Origin of the sequence: Desulfitobacterium chlororespirans DSM 11544 (genome assembly GCF_900143285.1) — a bacterium.
Taxonomy (GTDB): Bacteria; Bacillota; Desulfitobacteriia; order Desulfitobacteriales; family Desulfitobacteriaceae; genus Desulfitobacterium; species Desulfitobacterium chlororespirans.
Genome location: NZ_FRDN01000005.1, coordinates 246,981 through 264,864, shown reverse-complemented (window position 1 = coordinate 264,864; position 17,884 = coordinate 246,981). Strand labels below are relative to the sequence as shown.

Below are 17,884 nucleotides of genomic sequence, written 5' to 3'. Positions count from 1 at the left end.
TTTACAATCCTCAACTGAAAGAGCAGTTCAGAGTTCTTCAAAATGAATAAGACGTGTACAAATCTTTTCAGCAAGAGCGCGGTTGTGGGTGACGGTTAACAGACCCATATTGCGCTCTTTGATGATCTTCAGCAACACATCCCAAATCTGGGCCTGGGTGATCACGTCCAGCATGGTGCTTATTTCATCGGCGAGGATAAAGCGGGTCGGGTGGCCCAGCACCCGGGCGATACAGAAGCGCTGCAATTCTCCTCCTGAAAGCTCGTTGGGATAGCGTTTCAGCCATTCCTTCTCAATCCCCAGTTCCTCAAGGGTTTGGTCATCAGGCTCCCACCCTTCCGCCAGGGAGGCTCCCAGCTTCCAGCGGGGGTTGAGGGCTTTTTCAGGGTGCTGATAGATGAGTTGAACCGGACAATAGCCCTTTGCCGGTAAAGGCTTGCCGGCCAGCAATACTTCCCCCCGGGCTGGTTTAAGGTAACCGGAGAGGATTTTGGCCAGGGTGCTTTTGCCGCACCCGGAAGGCCCAATCAGTCCGACCCTCTCCCCTTCTTCAAGCTGAAGATTGATATCCTGAAGCAGCCAAGGCTCCTGGCCATAGCGGAAGCCAATATTTTTCCCCTCAAGAAGCATGGACACACCTCACTTCGCAATCTCCCACTCTGCGCATGGGAACTTCCCCGGCACATTCCCGGCTGATCTGTGCACAACGGGGAGCAAACCGGCAGCCTGTGAGGATGCTTCCTGCATAAGGTTGGGAACCGGCAATAGGATGAAAGCCGTTTTGAGGAAGAGCCTGCCATAAAGCCCGGCTATAGGGATGACGCAAGGCCTCTTCACCCCGCAGGAAATTCTCAACCGGTGTGACCTCTACTGTAGTTCCCGCATAGAAGACGGCAATCCGATCGGCGTATTTTAAAGCCAAATCGATATCATGAGTAATGAGCATCACACCACAGCCCTGATCGGCCAGTTCACGGAAAATCCGCATGGTCTCCTCGGCGATTTCCGGATTGAGTCCGGGTGTAGGCTCATCGGCTATGATCAGTTTGGCATCACCCAGCACCGCGGTGGCAACCAAGACCCGGCGGGCCATCCCGCCGGAAAGCTGAAAGGGGAATTTCCGGCCGACCTCCTCTTGGAGGGCAAAGCGCGCAAAAGCTTTCCGCTGCTGCTCCTGGGTCCCTTGCTCACCGCGGACCTGCTTAGCAACCCGCATGAGAGGATCAAGGTAGGATACGGATTGGGGAACCAGGGCGATCTCATGACCGCGCAGTTTTTTCTGGCGTCTGGGGGTGAGGAGCTCTCCCTCATACTTCAAGGTACCGGCCATGGTGGCATTGACAGGGAGAATTCCTAAGATAGCATGGGCCAGCAGACTCTTGCCTGAACCGCTGGAGCCGACGACCGCTAAAATCTCTCCTTTATGGATGCTGACATCCAGATGGGTTATGACCTCCAGCTCCCGCTGCCTGAGTCCCTTTTCATACATCCGGAATTTAACGGACAGATTATTCACTTCGAGAAGTGGGGATTCTTTATTTTCTACAGCATCCGGATTGCTCTGAGCGTTGTTTGCTTTGCTTGATTCTTGAGCGGATACCTTATCCAGGATAAGACTCATACCTATCCCCTCCTATTCTTGAGCGCTATAGGGATCGATCAGCCGTCTCAGGCTTTCCCCGATGGCTTCAAACATCATGACGATGAGCAAGAGCATCACGCCCGGGAAGAACGCCAACCACCACATCCCTGTGGCCAGGTGTTTCATAGCTTCAGAAAGTATGACCCCCACCGCCGGCATATCGAGAGGCAGTCCATAACCTAAAAAGGTAATGGCCGCTTCATGAAGAATGGCGTGGGGAAAAAGCAAAATCAGTCCGATCACGAATTGAGGAAAAACATGGGGGGCAATATGATCTTTGGCAATGGTCCAGTTGCTCTTGCCTAATTTTTGGGCGGCCTGGACATAGTGGGCATGGCGGATCTGAAGGACTTCAGCCCGCACCACCCGGGTTAGAGCAGGCCAGTGAGTTACGGCTACGGCAATAATCACTCCCTGAAGCCCCCTCCCCAGCATAAAGGATACCAGCATCAGCAAGACGATATGGGGAATTCCCATGCACAAATCCACAAGCCAGCTAATGCATTGATCCACTTTGCCACCGGCTGTAGCCGCCACGATGCCCAGGATTAAAGCGATCACCGCGCTGACCGTGGCCGCTAACAGGCCAACCAGAATGCTGGTGGACAAACCCTTAATCGTCCGGGCAAACATATCCCGTCCCAGATAATCGGTGCCAAACCAATGAGCTGCCGAGGGGGCCAGCTTTTTGGCCCCATAGTCCGGCGCATAGGCTTCCGGACCCATTGTCACTCCCACAACTGTGATGGCTATCAATACTGCTGCGCAAAAACCTAACATCAGAAAGGTCTTGGTTCGCCGGTTGAATCCCCCATTCTTTGTCAATTCAGCTGTCATTGTGTAGTTATCCATGGGGGTTAGCCTCCTTTATATGGGGATCGACGATACCATAGATGAGGTTGGCCAGCAAATTCCCTGTGAAGACGAAGACGGCACTGAACAAAGCAATTCCCAAAAACAGGGGTACATCGCCGCGCAGTCCTGCCTGAGTCACGGCATTGCCCAGGCCTGGATAGGTAAAGACCTGCTCCGCCAAGACAGAGCCCCCGAATAATTCACTGAAAGAGGCAAACTGCAGGGTAATCGCCGGCAGCATAATATTGCGAATGCCGTGCCGCTTGACAATGCTGTAGGTGGACTCTCCCCTTGCTCTGGCAAAGAGCACATACTCTGATTCCAGAACATCGATCATTTTCTGCCGGGTATGCAGGGCAATATTGGCTACCCCCACGATGCTTAGTGTAAAAGCGGGCAAAATCAGGTGATGTATCCGCTCCCAGAGCGTTACCTCGGAGGCAATCTTGCCGATGGGAGCCGCTAAGCCAATGGGAAACCACTGCAGGTTCACAGCGAACACCATCAGGATCAAAAGCCCAATCCAAAACGTCGGAGCTGAAGATAAAGCCAGACAAAACGTTTTGATAAAGCGATCCAGCAGCCTTCCCCGGTTAACCCCGGCCAGAATGCCCAGGACAAAGCCCAGTACCCCGGAAAGAACCCAGGCTACTCCCATTAAGGCTAAGGATGCTTTCACCCGTTCCCCGATCACTTGGGTGACCGGCAAGCGATACGTGCTGGAAATCCCCATATCCCCTTGCAGCACATGCCCCGCCCAAGTTAAGAAACGCTCCGCCGGGGGCTTATCCAGCCCCCAGTAACGGGCTACATTGTCCCTTTGCTCCTGGGAGACATTGGACTCTGAACCTACGAACCCATCAATAGGATCAACCGGTGAAGACATCACCAAGGCAAAGGCAATCACACTCATAGCGACGAGCAAAGTGATCATACGCAAGAAGGATGGCACGATTAGCTTCTGTAAAACCTTATTTCTCAGTTTCATCTGCGCTTCCTCAAGTCTCTCCATTTTTCTCTTATGGCAAGTATCGTTTTTCAGGGCGCCCTCTTATCAGGATTCAAAGGTCCACTCATTCATATTGGCAATAACCGGCACCCCATGACCATGGGGATGAATCCGCTGCTCTCCAAGATTTAACCCATCCCGTACAAAATAAGTGTGATCGATATTGACAATCCACAGGAAGGGATAATCAACGCTGGTTCCTGTCTCGCCATCCCACTGGGAAAGCTTCCAATAGTCTATGGCTTCTGCCATGCTGGTTGCCGCCAAGGCCTTCTCGATATAGTCATCCACTTTGGGATTGGCATAGGAGGCCGGATTGCTGGTTCCGACGCCGATCATTTGGGAATAGTGAGCATTATAAAGGTCGATAGGATTATAGTCACCGCTTCCCCAACAAGTGGGTATAGTGCGGGTCAGGGCTTTACAGTCGGCCCAGGCCAATGCTTCGGCGCTAAGATTAATGCCCAGCTTCTTGGCATCTTCGCTCAACGCCACGGCCAGATTATAACGCTGTAAATCATCGGTTCTTCCGGAAATCTTGAATTCGGCCTTGATTCCATTCTTCTCCCGAATGCCGTCTCCATCCGTATCGATCCAGCCCGCTTCTGCCAAGAGAGCCTTTGCTTCTTCCACCCGGCCATCCTCGAATTCGGGAGTGTTGTTCCAGGGCAAAGCATCCACCCGGCCGTAGGCAGGGGTTCCGATCCCGTTAAGAGCGTTTTGGATAATGGTTTCCCGGTCAATGCCAATGTTTAAGGCCTTGCGTACAGCATAATCGCTGGTGACATTGTTGCCGATTACATTGCCCTTGGCATCCTTGGTCTCCGCTATGACGGGCAAATTAAATCCCCGATTATCCACAGTCTTAATCCTTGCCATGCTCATACCCGGAACCTCTTCGTAGGCATATTCAGGATTGACCATGACCACATCCAGGTTTCCTGATTTGGCTGCCGCTAAGGCGGCCTCCTCATCCAGATTCAGAATGGTAATCTTTTTAAAGCTGGACTTGGTTCCATAATAGTAATCATTGGGGACGACGATAAGCTGCTGCTCTTTATCCAATTGGGCTACTTTAAAGGGGCCTGTCCCGATAGGATTGTCCCCGTAACCCGGTCCGTAAGCATGCTGCGGAACAATGCCCAGCAGGGCTGTGGTGGAGGCAAAAGCCGACCATTTCTTATTCAAGGTAAAGACAACGGTAGCTTTATCTTTAGCCTCGGCTTTTTCCAACATGGTCAGATCCACGCTGGAACCGCTTGCTTTCGCGGTCATATAGGTAAAGGCCACATCATCGGCGGTCAAAGGCTCTCCATCAGAGAATTTCACATCATCGCGAAGAGTATATGTATAGGTTAATCCATCATCACTGACCGTATAGCCGACGGCCAAATCAGGCTCCGCTTCAATTTGGGCATTGAATTTCAGCAGGTTGCTATGAAAAATTCCGTCCCCATAGATGCCGTACCCGGTGCAGGGATCATAACTGCCGCTGGTCATTCCATACCCTATATAGATAACCAGTTCATCTTTGTTGGTCTTTTCTTTAGTAATCGCTGCATTGCTTCCGCCGCAACCTGCCAGAACAAGGGCTATGCACATGACCAACATACCTAAAACTGTCCATTTTTTATTATGCCTTTTCATCTTAGTCATCCTCCACTTCTTTGCCACAGGCCTTAAAGAAAGATACCTGGATTCTTAACCTTGCTTTGTTAATGGCTCAAAATACTTTGTTAAGTGCTCAAAAGTTAAAAATAAAAAACACCATGAAGCACGTATTTAACGACCTCCATGGTGTTAAGGCAGGTTCATCCTGCCACTATTGCTATTTGATTCTCGGCTCTGCATAAGGTTTTGAAAAACAAGGGTACCAACAACTATCAACGCTTAAGAAGAGAATATACTATAGCCCCGCTTATTGTCAAGACAATTCAGCTTTTGATTTCTAAAAAATCAGACTACTTAAAAGTATGATGTTGGCCGTATCCTGATCAAGGCTTGAGAATCCGTTTAAGGCTGCCTGCGGGAAGCCGGCTTTCGGCAAGCCAGGCCTGCAGAATCTTAGTGTAGAGCACCGGGTCTTCGAAATTAAAACCATGACCCGCGCCCTGAACTATATAGCCTTCAGCATTGGGGAGAAATGATACTAAATCCTTTGCAGAATGGATCATTATCCCTCTTTCCTTCTCCCCCACCAGAATAAGGGTTGGTACCGGGTTATTCTCCAAACCATCAGGCAGCTTAAAGGCAGCATTTTCTATAAGCAATCCTGCCAATGTCTCAGCCGATATGGACTTGGATTCTTCATAATATCTAAGAAAATATTCCGCCGGGATGCTCAGGGTTTGGGCCTGCAGTTTAGCAAACCATTTTTTCCGGGTCAAGGGAATGGTCAGTTTTACGGTAGGCTTAATCAAACTGGACACTCCCCAAAGGGAACGAACCAATGCACTATGAACAACTGCAGTGTGAACTACCTCCGGTGAATCCGCCAAAAGCTGCAGAAGAATTTGGGCGCCGATGGAATGTCCCACCACATGGGCTTTGCCATGATGCCCTTTGCTTTTGATCAGGGCGGCCATCAGTTGGGCACATTCTTTAATGTAAAAGTTCTGAAGCTCCCTGCTGTTCCCATGTCCGGGCAGGTCAGGAACAAGGCAATGGAAGCCATTCAGATCTTTAACCTGCTTATCCCACATCCATCCGCTTAAACCGCCTCCGTGGATAAACAGAATACTAACGGCTTGTGCCTCGTTAACTTCCTGGAGGAATATTTCCATAGTGATCTACCCTTTCCTGCCCAAACCTTTGCTGTGAGAACCGGCGCACCATGAGCCCGCTTCATGTTTTATTTGCTGCTGGGCTCCTTGGCGGCCCTTTTGTTCAATCGGTTGGCTAAGGAAATACCAAGACCGATGATGCTTTCACTGTGCAGCATAGGCTCTATGGAAGGCTCAAAAAGAATGGTGGCGTTGGCTTTAACCTCTTCGTCCCCCTCCCAGATAACCACACAGACTGGGATTTCCGGGAAGGCTTTAAACAGCACCGCTGAGCTTCCCATAGGGGCGGGCTGCCCGCCTAAAGAGGCCGCCACGGTGTCCAAAAGCTGGGCCTGATGACCAAAAGCCTTGATCAAGGGTGAGATGGCCGTTTTAAGAAAAGCGGCATAAAAAATCATCCCTCCCGGTATTTCCTTAATGCTCACCCACCTGGGCTCTGCTTCCGACAACGGCTGGGCATAAGCCAAATAGTTAAGAATAATGATGGCATCCATAATATCCGGAGTATACCCATCTTCTTTACGGTATACTGTTTCCTGATTGCTATCCGCAATGTACTCCTGAGCAAAGAATATCACTGAAAACTGCCTGGCATCCTCGTTATAGGATACCGCTCGTGTCGCTGTGATCTCTGCCGGTTCTCTCTTTTTTATGTCCTGCCAAAATTTGTGGTAGGCAACACGGTAATTCGTCTCCATTCTTATCTCCTCCACTCCACTCTCATCATTCATCCCACGCCACTGCTTACTAATTACGCTTAATCCCCATGGTAACAAACATATCGGTCTGCTGCAAAGCTTTGTATCTTGGCCAGGGATTGTACAGCGTTTTCCATATCCCCCTTCCTATCCTCCTTGACATCCTGGAAAGTTAATGAGACAGGGTCAGCTCCAACATCTTTTTTGTGGTATTGGCATTTCTGATGGTAACGGATTTATAAGTCTTGGTCCCTACGATTTTGGACCACCGGGTGCGGGAAAAGGTCTTTAACGATGCTGACCAAAATATCACAGGGCCATGAGCAAATACTTGTTCATACTCCGGTTTGGTGGCCCCTACTTCGGCAACTATGTCTGCGGCTGTGGCAGGATGGATAACAAACAGGGCATTATGTTTGGCCTCAGGGTCCTCATCCCACCAATCCGGCGCATGCTCCAAGGCTTCCCGCATGCTCTCCTCATCGATCAATGCTAAATCTACAGGAAATTTAAATTCCTCTTCTAAAATCACTTTGCATTTTTCAGCAAGCATGAGGTGGTCCTGGGCTTGTGCATCGAAGATGACATTCCCACTATTGATGTAGGTCACTACATTTTGAAACCCTGCTTTTGTAAAGCATTGTTTTAATTGAGCCATGGGGACTTTATTTTTCCCGCCTACATTGATCCCCCGCAGCAGGGCGATATACTTCATATAAAACTTCCCCCATTTTCATTATTAAGGAATACATGTTGGGCAAAGAAGGCCTTGCTCTTACAAGGTATAATAGCGCTGTACGGAAGGAAGCAAGGTGAGGGCCTGAATGAGTAATGCCCCAAAAATATAGCCCAGATGAATAGCGACAAAGCCTTTAATGATATAAGCTTCGACTGCAATGAAGATAATTAAAATAAATCCGATATAGAGTGAATAGGTCCAGGCCCAGTCTTTATCAGCAAACAGGTTGAGCCGATTGGCTATTGGCAAAGGTTGATTTCTTACTAACCCATAGGCTGCCAGCAAGGGCAAAATCCCTAACAGGGTGAGCAGAATGATGCCGGGGATCAGAAAGCTGCTAAAGATGGAACCTTCCAGTATGGTGACCGGCATCTGAATTATCCCCCCGCTGGGATCGATGATCAGAACCACCCCGCCAAAAATTGCGCCTAACCCTAATATAATGTGCAAAGCGATCAATAACTTGCTCGCAAAAGGCCTTCTTTTAATTTTAAACCCCATGCTATCACTCTCTTTTCCCACAGATAATGGTGTATTCTATTCTCTTAGCTGTATGATCGACAGGCAGCGTTAGTGCTGGCAGGTTAAACAATAATAAGCATTCCTGCCGCCAACTGTCTTTTGCTTTATGGGCTCACCACATTGAAGGCAAGGCTGTCCCGTGCGATCATAAACCTTAAAATACGGAATCATTCCTCCGCTTAACTTATCCCAGGAGGCAAAGGGCTCTTCGATATATCCCCCTTTGGCAATCGCTTGCTGAAGCAAATCAGGGATGACCCCATACAGCCGATCCCTCTCCCCATCGGTTAAGGTGGGGGTTTTGCGTTCCGGCAGTATTCCCGCGGCAAATAAAATCTCGTTGGAATAGGCGTTGCCTATGCCTGATATGTTTTTTTGATCCATGAGCAGAGGCTTAATCATGCCTCTTTTCCCGCTAAGGATATTCAAAAAAGCGGCCAAGGAAAACTCCGCATCCAAAGGATCAAGACCCAGCCCTTCCTTGATGGCGTCCACCTGGGATGGCTCGAGCAGCTTAAGGTAACCTAATCTTAAGTCGCAAAAATGGAGAATGGAGTGATCGGCAAACTTCAGCCGGATATGGGATCTGCCCGGCAATTCTACAGGTTCTCCCGCCACTTCATAATACATTCTGCCATCAAGCATCATATGAGCGCAGAGGGCTTTCCCTGAGCTCAGGGCAAGGATGAGGTATTTCCCATATCTTAACACCTGCTCAATACTTGTATCCTGCACCCATCTCACAAACTCATCGGTAGGAACATTGGTGCTGCGCGCCCTGGTGATTTCGGTTCCCACAATTCTCTTATCAAGGACGGATAGCTGTAAATAATTCTTGTACGTTTCCATTTCAGGAATTTCCGGCATAATGCTCACCTCAAACATAGTGTTGCCAGACAAACCCAGTCTGACTCAACTATCGGCATATAATTAGCAGAGACCCCTTTGCCGAACTGCCAATTTCTCTTTGACACTGGGGAATAAGTCCATATTCGTGTGCGGCAAAAACCGGCTGCCGCCGTATTTATCCATAAAGCTGCTGCTGGCATTCATTTCGAAATAAGTGATCTTTCCGGCTATTTCCTCTATTTCTTGGCGCTTGCTATGGGAAAGCAGAACTTGGCGCGCTCCTTCACCTGAGCTGTTGCCCAGGCGCAGCATCTGCTCCCGGGGAAGATCGGGGTAAAGCCCTATGGTAATTGCCGATTCAATAGGTAAATACTGACCGAAGGCACCTGCGGCATAGAATTTGGCAATCTCTTCCCACTGGCAGCCTACGCTTTCCATCAATACTTCAAGGGCGGCGTTTACGGCTCCTTTGGTACGCATAAGGCTGTTAATATCCTTTTGGCTTATGAATATCTCCTTACCCGTTGCGCTTTCGCCGGCAGGAACGATGGTAAAGCGCTCTCTCCCATCTGTGAAGCGGGCGGCTCGATTAATGAGCCCATTGAGAAAAAGTTCCGCTAAGGAGTCAATCAATCCTGAACCGCAAATTCCCCGTGCCGGGGCATTATCAATGGTTGTATATCGCACATGATGTTCAGAGTCTATGCTGACCTGATCGACTGCCCCTTGTTCAGCTCTGATTCCCCACTCTGTTACTCCCCCTTCCAAGGCCGGGCCGGCTGCTCCTGCACAGCCTACCAGCCATTCCTGATTGCCCAGAATAAATTCCCCGTTGGTTCCGATATCGACCAGGAGTGAAACCTCTTCCTGCTTATGCATACCGCTTACCAGAATCCCCGCCAAGACATCCCCGCCAATATAGCTGCCGATGCTGGGCAAACAATAGATGGGGGCGAGGGGATGGACAGCCAGGCCGATTTCCCCGGCACAAAATATCCCCGCATTATTAACCGCCGGTCTGTAGGGCGCCCGGCAAATTGAACCGGGGTCCAGCCCTAAGCATAAATGAACCATGGTTGTATTAGCTCCGATACATACTCCACTGATTGCTTGCGGTTTCAAGTCGGCTTCCAGGCATACTTGTTTGATAAGGGCATTGAGTGTATTGACAATCAAGGTTTGCAGCTCTTTCAACCCTTTTTCTTCTCTGGCCGCCATAATGCGGCTGAGTATATCATCGCCAAGCTTAATTTGACCGTTATAGTCCGAAGCTTTAGCTATAATATCCCCATTAACCATGTTGACAAGATAGACAACCACCGTAGTTGTTCCTATATCAATTGCTAATCCGACATGAGCATCGGTGTGATCCCCAGGTTCTGCATCAATTGCTTGGTAGCTTGCAGCTTTGCCATCCTCATTAATATCATTGCCGGCAGCCAGTGTGACTGTAATTACTTCATTATCGTCACGAACAAGCTTTACGAGATGATTCATAAGGGCTAGCGGAATCTCTACAGGGACACTCAGCCTTTGCTGCAAATTTCGGCGGAGAGTGTCAACCATGCCCTTATTGCCTTGCTCATGGCCTTGAAGTATCTTGATGCTTATTTTCCTTGTCAGTGGATCGAGCTCAAAATCATTGACAACTCTCTGGTCCGCCAAAATGACCGGCCGATAATGATTCATGTTCATCCCCCCTTTTGTCTATTATAAATGGAAAGCCGGAAAATTGTTAGAATAATCAAAATATAAAAGAGGAGTTGCCGCCGGCAATTCCCCTTAGAGTTTAGTAACTCTCAATTATTTCCGGAATGATAGGATTCACCAGGCAAAAGCCTAAGTCTGTAGATATTATTCTCGGTGTGAATCTCTACATAGTCCATGGCTTTAATAACATTAGTTATCCGGCTTAAATGAGTCCTTGAGCATTGGCCATCCTGGATGTACAGGAGTTTTCCCCTAGAGCCGATTTCAATATCCTGCAGCCAAACCACACGTCCCCATCTATGAAGGGATGTGGGAACTTTAGGCAGGGTGATATCATAAACGCCCTCAATAATTCCTACATCATTGTTTATGTTCATAACATATCTTCCCTCCTTAAGCATGATTTGGCTTTAGATAATTATTTCACCGGCGACCATCTTAAAACAGGCCAGGGCAGATCCAAGGGCTTAATCGCCCTCTTTTCGCCGACATTCTGTATTTTAGCGTTGCAATACCCTTTATCCTCTAACATCAGCAGCTGCTTGACATCAATATCCATGATCGTCCCGGTATAATCTGTTACCCGGATGGACGTAATTCGATCCCCTTCCTTGTACGTCCCGACGATGATGTACTTATCATTCTTGATGCATTTTTTGGTCTGAGCATCAATAACAGGCAGCATATCGATGGTTCCTTCGTCTGCAACCAAGGCTACCCCTGAAGCATGAGCATTGCGGCAGCCGTGTTCCTTGATGAACTCCAAGGTGCTCGCTAACCCCATATCCTGCACTGTTGCCGAAGTTTCATCAAGCAGGCGATAACCCATGGTTCTATGCCGATCCTTAATGATTGCGATGACTCTTATCACTATAAACACCTCTTTTAGTTTTTAATCCTGTTTCAATCAATGGATTATCTCCTCATCCTTCTGTCAGAGCATAATCTACCGCCCCGCTGGCATGAATTAACGTCGTATCCAATAAAGGCACTGTTGAATCTTCTTGTTTGATTAATAAGCCAATTTCCGTACAGCCAAGGACTATTCCCTCGGCACCTTGTTCGACCAAGTCTGCGATGACTCTTTTAAATTGGTTTCTTGAGTCCTGATTAATGATTCCCAGGCATAGTTCCTGATATATTACTTCATTGACGACTACCCTATCTCCTTCTTCCGGCGTCAAAATTTTTATCCCTTGAGCTTCCAGGCGTGATCTGTAAAAGTCCTGTTCCATGGTGTAGCGGGTGCCTAAAAGTCCTATGGTTCTTATGTTATTGGTCAACGCCTGTTGAGCCGTCATATCGGCGATATGCAGCAAGGGGATCTGTATCCCGCCTTGAATCCCGTCAGCTACTTTGTGCATGGTGTTTGTGCACAGAACTATGAATGCCGCTCCGGCCGCCTCAAGGCTTCGTGCGGCATTGGCCAGAATCTCCGCAGCCTTTCCCCATTCACCGCTGCTTTGGCAAATCTCTATTTCTGCAAAATCCACACTGTATAAGACACACTGGGCTGAGTGCAATCCGCCCAGTCTCCGTTTAACTTCCTCATTGATAAGCCGATAATATTCGGCAGAGGATTCCCAGCTCATTCCGCCGATCAATCCTATTGTCTTCATTGGTTGCCTCCTCTATAACATAAACCCAATTTGGTTTAGGCCTGCTTAGCGAACAATCAACCTGTACCCACTTGCTGCTTTGGCCTTACAGCAAAGCGTTTTCCAGGGCTTCCTGCAAATTGCCATACCTATATGCAAAACCGGCCTGCTGCATCTGCTTGGGCACAGCCCGTTGTCCGTGCAATAGCATTTCCGCCATCTGACCCAAGGCTATTTTCAAAAGTATTTCCGGAACGGGGAACCATGACGGTTTATTTAAAACCTTGCCCAGGGTTTTACTGAAATCCTTCATTTTAGCCGGATGGGGAGCGACGGCATTAATCGGACCGGATAACTCCGGATGTTCGATAATAAATCTGATCATGCTGATTAAATCCTGGCTATGAATCCAGGAAAGCCATTGCTCTCCCGTGCCCAAAGGACCGCCCAGATAGAATTTAAAGGGCAGGACCATTCTATTCAGAGCGCCTTCATTGCCCAGAACGACGCCAATCCGAGGAGTTACTACCCTTATCAAAGAGTCTTGGACTTTATAGGCTTCTTCTTCCCATTTTTGGCATACTTGAGCCAGAAAATCCTTGCCAGGTCCTTCAGACTCCGTGATCTCTTCATCCCCACGGGGGCCATAATAGCCAACTGCCGAGGCGTTGATCAAAACTTCAGGCTGAATCACACCCTCATTAATAGCTGTCACAATGGCACCTGTAGTTCTAAGCCTGCTGGCGATAATCTCCTCCTTTACGGAAGGGGTCCAGCGGCGATTGCCGATGGATTCGCCCGCCAGATTAATCACAGCATCAATTTGCGTCAGGTTTTTAAGCGAAGCCAATGGGAAAATATTATCCCATTCGATTACCCCTGCCCCGCCAGCCAGGGTGCCGGCCATTCTCTGAGCGTTTCGGGTGACAATATAAACCTGATAGCCATTCTCAAGCAACTCCCTGGTCAGATTTCTACCCACAAAACCTGTTCCGCCAAAGATTAAGACGTTCATAATTCTCATCCTCTATGTATTTTTACATGGACCGGCCTTATCCTGCACGGGAAGCCTGCTATGTAAAAATTAAAGGCTAACATTTTCTGTCAGCCTCATGGTGCTAAATCCGCTTCCCAGCAGATGTTTCATCCCCTATGATGATTATAACCCGGATAACCTGATTTGGAAATACTTCCAGCTCTTTTGGCCCTGCTGCTTGCCACTTTCTCACTTCGGTTTCTAAAGCTCCGACATTTTCAACGGCTTTCCTGGTCAGGGTCTTCCATCATTGCCGCTTCCCTGACAAAACGTTCATAAGCCATAGCCTTGCCTGTTCTGGTTCGGAAATTCTTAGCGATGAAATGCTCTGCTTTTACCCTATCCTTGCTTATTTCCATGGCTCCGAGGTTCTCCAGCAAATCGGCATCCCATTGGATCTGGAAATCCAGGCCGTCAATTCTCGACGGTGTATGATGGTTTCCCACGATATAACATACCCTGTCGATTTGGGCAGCATTATATCCTATCTCTTCAAGTATCTTTCTGGATACCGGCGGCCCCTCTAATTCCTGGAAACGGGCCTCCATTGAACCGTGCTTTCCTTGCGCTTCGATAGCCCCGATATCGTGAAGTATCGTTACAATGGAGACAAGCTCTCTTTCCTCTTGCGGGTACTCTTCTCCCTCCATAATGCTTTCCGCATTTTGAAGCACCCTTAGGGTATGCTCAATTCCATAGGGGACTTCCCTAAATACTTCTTTCATTTTTTCAATCACTTTTTCTTTGTACATCTTTTGCTTCACTTCTCCTGTTTACAGTAATTCAATAGCCGCATTTGCCATCGTGTTATCTCCCTATTTTTTAGTTTGGTAGAGCGCTACCTTGGGGTGGTAGAGGTCCCACGTTCAAATCGTGCACTCCGGATACTAACAAAATCAGGGAAAGGCGCCAGGATTTACACAAGCATCTAGCCATTTTTTGCTTTATCGTTGATGATTGGCATAATAATCTTCGGCAACAAGCCCGTACATTGAGCAATCACAGATTCCCTGATTGCACCGGTCCCCTTGTTTCAGAGTCCCTTCATACAGCAGCCCGCACTTCTTCATTACCTTCCCTGAGTTAGGATTGCGGGGATCATGTCTGGATTCAATCCTATTGACTTGAACCTCCGCGAAGAAAAAACGCATTAATTCAGCAAGGGCTTCGGAGGTAACTCCCTTGCCCCACCATCGTTTACCGATGCAGTACCCTACATGAACCATGTCAATGCGGTCATCCATTTTGACAATGCTGATGCTGCCGATAGGCTCGGAGCCATTCTCTTTGAGCACAATCGCCCATTGATAAAATTTTTCGTCTTCATATAGGCTGACCCAGTCTTTCAGCACTTCTAAGGAAACTTCCACATTCTCATGGGGAGGCCAGGTCAAATATTTCGTTACTTCCCCATCATTGGCCCAATTCTTAAACATGGCTTCCGCATCAGTTAATTCAAACCTGCGCAAGATCAGCCCCTCAGTTTCCAGTTCTTTGGTTCCCCTATGTCTCATGGTGCAGCCTCCTCCCGCCAATAACCGGCAGATAGCTGGGTTGCCGCTAATCTGCCCCGGCAGTAAATTTCCTCGGTCTGCAGCACACCTTGCGAGGAGCTGCGGAACCGGGTTTGATAACCAAAATCTCCCTCCTGATAGGAGTAGTCAGAGAACAAAGTTCGGGTGCATTCCCCGGCCCCTTCCAATAAATGCTTACCCCTGCCCCGCTTCAAAAAACCATAGATCTCCTTTTCGGAAACACCCGCACCGGCCAGGGCATAGCCTACATAATCGCAGGACCAAATCGGTTCACTCCGCTCCTTATAATAGATATATTCCACTCCGCTATAAGGATTAAAGCCGCGGTATGAATCACTAAAAAGGTAATCCCCCCAGGAGAGTTTAAAATCCCAATCATAGATCTGACCCGGACTATAGGGATTATATGCGGAGCTTTTCTTAACATAACACTCGATACGCCCCTTAATGAGAACTTCTATAAGGGCTCCCATGAGCTCAGCCTTAATCACCACAATCACCACCCATGCTATTCCTTAACTGCTGCTTATCGATTTTACCCAAGGGTGTATAAGGCAGTTGCTGGACAAAGACTATCTCTTTGGGCAACTGAAACCGGGCCACCCGGGGGCGCAGCCATGCCAAAAGCTCCTCCTGGGTTAAGCAGGCGCCTTCCTCCCTAACCACAAAACCCTTCAGTCTTTGCCCGAATCTTTCATCGCTGATGCCGATGACCGCCACCTCTTTGATGTGAGGATGATTTCTCAGCACCTGCTCCAGATCGGCGGGATAAACATTTTCTCCGGCCGAAACCACCATGTCATCTACTCGGCCGCATAAGAAGTAGTAGCCTTGATGATCCCGATAACCTAAATCACCTGTTTCCAGCCACGGCCCGCTTTTATTGCCCATGGACCAGGCGTTCTTAATACAGAATTGGCCCACACTGCCGATGGGGACTTCATTTTTGTTGTCATCCATTATTTTAAGCCGGACACCCTTGATGATTTTCCCGAGAGTATTGGCCGCATAGCTTAAATCCTGGGGAGTGGCGATGATATTTAAACCCGCCTCCGAGGTTCCATACAGATTGTACAGGACATTCCCCAGCTTCTCCGCTGTCTCCCGCGCAAGCTTAGGATTGAGTTCCGCCCCGCCGGAAACAATGCAGGCCAGGGATTGCAAATCTTCCGGATTTTGCTTCAGCATTTTATCAATCATCAAGGGTACGACGGTCACTACTTCAACCTGATGCTTGCGGATCAGCCGGCAGGCTTTCACCTGATCAAAGCCCTTTTGAATCACGACCTTTTTCCCCAAGGTGATCAACACCAGTAAAATTGCCAGGCCATAGCCATGATAAAGAGGGGTGGCTATATAAGCGGTCTGATAATGGGTAAGCTTCAACCTGTTGATTAAGGTCAGGAAGGGGTTCAGATAGTTGTAAAGGGAAGGTTGATGAGCCGCTGCCCTGGCTTTTCCCGTTGTCCCGCCTGTCAGTATCACCAGCCTGCCGCTTGAGGAAGGCTGGATTTGCAGATTTTCCGGGAAGCTTTGCTCAGCAAGGTTATTGAGCGCCGGCAAATGCTCATGATAGCTCAAAAGCTTACCTTTTTGATAGGCTGAAGCCTCCAGCAAGGGGCTTGCTTCAAAATCGTAGATAACCAGGTTGAAGTCAATTTGCTCTGCTAACTGATTGAATTGACTGCTGCTCATTTCCGCATTGAGCAAATAGATATCCGCACCGGATTGGGCAACAGCGAATAAGGCTTTGATCAAAGAAGTATGGTTCTTGCAGATCAACCCTACCTTATTCCCTCTTTGCAGCTGATACTTCTCCTGCAAAAGCAAAGCGATGCGGCGGGACCGGGCATACAGTTCCCGGTAGGTCAACTCTTCCTTTTCATCGATTAACCCGATCTTTTCACCATATACCTTGGCCGCGAAACTCAATAAAGCCATGATATTTATGCCATGTTTACCGAGAGCGACGGCCAAACTATAGAGCCCCCAGGGGGAAAGCAAGCCTATTTTAAACAAAGTGTAGATCAATTTAATCATGGCTTCCATCCTGTTTATGCTTTTTTAAAAAAGCAGGCGCGGCACATTCCCAGATTCCTCTGCAGGCAATCGAGGCAAACTGCCCGGGCAGCAGCCACCAGGGCCGGTATTTGGATCTTTGTGTATAAATTAGCTTGGCGACAATCTTCCCCGCCTGCTCCGGGCTCATGGCCGGCAGCTTTTGATATTCCTTGGTCGGCAGGATCATGGGAGTTCTGACCAAGGACAGATAGACTGAGGAAGTGGCAATGCCCATCGCATTCAGCTCCGCAGCCGCCGAGCGGAACCAGGTATCAAAGGCCGCTTTTGAGGCCTGATAGGCGGCCCAATGGGGGAGCGGCAGGAGCAGGACATTGATGGTGGATATGTTAATGATCTGTCCCTTATTTTTCTCAAGCAGGGGAATAAGGGAGAGGGCTAATTGCACCGGCGCCAAATAATTGATGGCCATGGTTCTGGTAAAATCATGATAGCGGTCTAAAGAATCCTTAATCCCGCGCTTGATGGATAAACCGGCGTTGTTGACGAACACATCCAAACCAGCGGGCAACTGCTCAATGAAATTCAGCAATTCTTTCACCTGTTCAGGCTCTCTGAGGTCAGCCGGGAAAATGCTTACTGCAGCCTTTTTCTGTTCAATGTTCTGCTTGACCTGGAAGAGCTTGGCCTCTGTTCTGGCCACTAAAATCAAATGACACTCACTATCTGCCAACTGGTAAGCCAGCTCTTCCCCGATGCCGGAACTGGCACCGGTGATCAGAATTGTCTTGCCCCTAAGCTTGGCCTCCAGCCTGCTTCTGTTGAGCGCCCGAGGGGGGAATAAAACAGCTTCCCATAAACTCTTGGTATGCATAATTACCCCTTTTCC

At 48.7% G+C, this 17,884-nt stretch carries 20 protein-coding genes; all 20 read right to left on the bottom strand.

Going from position 1 to position 17,884, the window contains the following annotated elements:
• Positions 1–27: 27 nt before the first annotated feature.
• On the bottom strand, positions 28–630 hold the full coding sequence (locus BUA14_RS07150) for an ABC transporter ATP-binding protein (RefSeq protein WP_072771965.1): 603 nt from the start codon (positions 628–630) through the stop codon (positions 28–30).
• Positions 620–1,489: an oligopeptide/dipeptide ABC transporter ATP-binding protein gene (locus tag BUA14_RS07145; protein ID WP_178371652.1), complete on the bottom strand. Its 870-nt coding sequence runs from the start codon at positions 1,487–1,489 to the stop codon at positions 620–622. The genes BUA14_RS07150 and BUA14_RS07145 overlap by 11 nt, the downstream gene beginning before the upstream one ends.
• 144 nt (positions 1,490–1,633) lie before the next feature.
• Entirely contained in the window at positions 1,634–2,494 is an 861-nt protein-coding gene (locus tag BUA14_RS07140) for an ABC transporter permease (RefSeq protein WP_072771963.1), read from the bottom strand.
• Positions 2,487–3,485 carry an ABC transporter permease gene (locus tag BUA14_RS07135; RefSeq protein WP_072771962.1) on the bottom strand — a complete coding sequence of 333 codons (999 nt, stop codon included), beginning with the start codon at positions 3,483–3,485 and terminating at the stop codon, positions 2,487–2,489. The genes BUA14_RS07140 and BUA14_RS07135 overlap by 8 nt, the downstream gene beginning before the upstream one ends.
• 66 nt (positions 3,486–3,551) lie before the next feature.
• Entirely contained in the window at positions 3,552–5,153 is a 1,602-nt protein-coding gene (locus BUA14_RS07130; RefSeq protein ID WP_072771961.1) for an ABC transporter substrate-binding protein, read from the bottom strand.
• A 347-nt stretch (positions 5,154–5,500) separates the two neighbouring features.
• On the bottom strand, positions 5,501–6,289 hold the full coding sequence (locus tag BUA14_RS07125; RefSeq protein ID WP_072771960.1) for an alpha/beta fold hydrolase: 789 nt from the start codon (positions 6,287–6,289) through the stop codon (positions 5,501–5,503).
• Between the two features lie 68 nt (positions 6,290–6,357).
• The gene (locus tag BUA14_RS07120; RefSeq protein ID WP_072771959.1) at positions 6,358–6,987 is read right to left on the bottom strand and encodes a DUF3786 domain-containing protein; all 630 of its coding nucleotides are present in this window, start codon (positions 6,985–6,987) and stop codon (positions 6,358–6,360) included.
• A gap of 172 nt (positions 6,988–7,159) precedes the next feature.
• Entirely contained in the window at positions 7,160–7,702 is a 543-nt protein-coding gene (locus BUA14_RS07115) for a DUF1697 domain-containing protein (protein WP_072771958.1), read from the bottom strand.
• A gap of 60 nt (positions 7,703–7,762) precedes the next feature.
• Positions 7,763–8,227: a hypothetical protein gene (locus tag BUA14_RS07110; RefSeq protein ID WP_015943336.1), complete on the bottom strand. Its 465-nt coding sequence runs from the start codon at positions 8,225–8,227 to the stop codon at positions 7,763–7,765.
• 69 nt (positions 8,228–8,296) lie between these two features.
• Complete coding sequence (locus BUA14_RS07105) at positions 8,297–9,115, bottom strand: Fpg/Nei family DNA glycosylase (protein ID WP_072771957.1); 819 nt, start codon at positions 9,113–9,115, stop codon at positions 8,297–8,299.
• A gap of 63 nt (positions 9,116–9,178) precedes the next feature.
• Complete coding sequence (locus BUA14_RS07100; RefSeq protein ID WP_072771956.1) at positions 9,179–10,792, bottom strand: ASKHA domain-containing protein; 1,614 nt, start codon at positions 10,790–10,792, stop codon at positions 9,179–9,181.
• Positions 10,793–10,896: 104 nt separating this feature from the next.
• Positions 10,897–11,184 (bottom strand): hypothetical protein, encoded by a 288-nt coding sequence (locus BUA14_RS07095; RefSeq protein ID WP_005808060.1) that lies wholly within the window; start codon positions 11,182–11,184, stop codon positions 10,897–10,899.
• A gap of 41 nt (positions 11,185–11,225) precedes the next feature.
• On the bottom strand, positions 11,226–11,678 hold the full coding sequence (locus tag BUA14_RS07090) for a hypothetical protein (protein WP_026198867.1): 453 nt from the start codon (positions 11,676–11,678) through the stop codon (positions 11,226–11,228).
• 52 nt (positions 11,679–11,730) lie between these two features.
• The gene (locus tag BUA14_RS07085; protein WP_072771955.1) at positions 11,731–12,426 is read right to left on the bottom strand and encodes an aspartate/glutamate racemase family protein; all 696 of its coding nucleotides are present in this window, start codon (positions 12,424–12,426) and stop codon (positions 11,731–11,733) included.
• A gap of 85 nt (positions 12,427–12,511) precedes the next feature.
• Positions 12,512–13,420, bottom strand: a complete 909-nt coding sequence (locus BUA14_RS07080; RefSeq protein ID WP_072771954.1) for a TIGR01777 family oxidoreductase — start codon at positions 13,418–13,420, stop codon at positions 12,512–12,514.
• Between the two features lie 239 nt (positions 13,421–13,659).
• On the bottom strand, positions 13,660–14,205 hold the full coding sequence (locus BUA14_RS07075; RefSeq protein ID WP_084078484.1) for an HD domain-containing protein: 546 nt from the start codon (positions 14,203–14,205) through the stop codon (positions 13,660–13,662).
• A 180-nt stretch (positions 14,206–14,385) separates the two neighbouring features.
• Positions 14,386–14,955: a GNAT family N-acetyltransferase gene (locus tag BUA14_RS07070; protein WP_015943330.1), complete on the bottom strand. Its 570-nt coding sequence runs from the start codon at positions 14,953–14,955 to the stop codon at positions 14,386–14,388.
• Positions 14,952–15,479 carry a DUF5680 domain-containing protein gene (locus BUA14_RS07065; protein ID WP_072771952.1) on the bottom strand — a complete coding sequence of 176 codons (528 nt, stop codon included), beginning with the start codon at positions 15,477–15,479 and terminating at the stop codon, positions 14,952–14,954. Before BUA14_RS07065 ends, BUA14_RS07070 begins: the two co-directional genes overlap by 4 nt.
• Positions 15,460–17,016: an AMP-binding protein gene (locus BUA14_RS07060; RefSeq protein WP_072771951.1), complete on the bottom strand. Its 1,557-nt coding sequence runs from the start codon at positions 17,014–17,016 to the stop codon at positions 15,460–15,462. Before BUA14_RS07060 ends, BUA14_RS07065 begins: the two co-directional genes overlap by 20 nt.
• On the bottom strand, positions 17,009–17,869 hold the full coding sequence (locus BUA14_RS07055; RefSeq protein ID WP_072771950.1) for an SDR family NAD(P)-dependent oxidoreductase: 861 nt from the start codon (positions 17,867–17,869) through the stop codon (positions 17,009–17,011). The genes BUA14_RS07060 and BUA14_RS07055 overlap by 8 nt, the downstream gene beginning before the upstream one ends.
• Positions 17,870–17,884 lie beyond the last annotated feature (15 nt).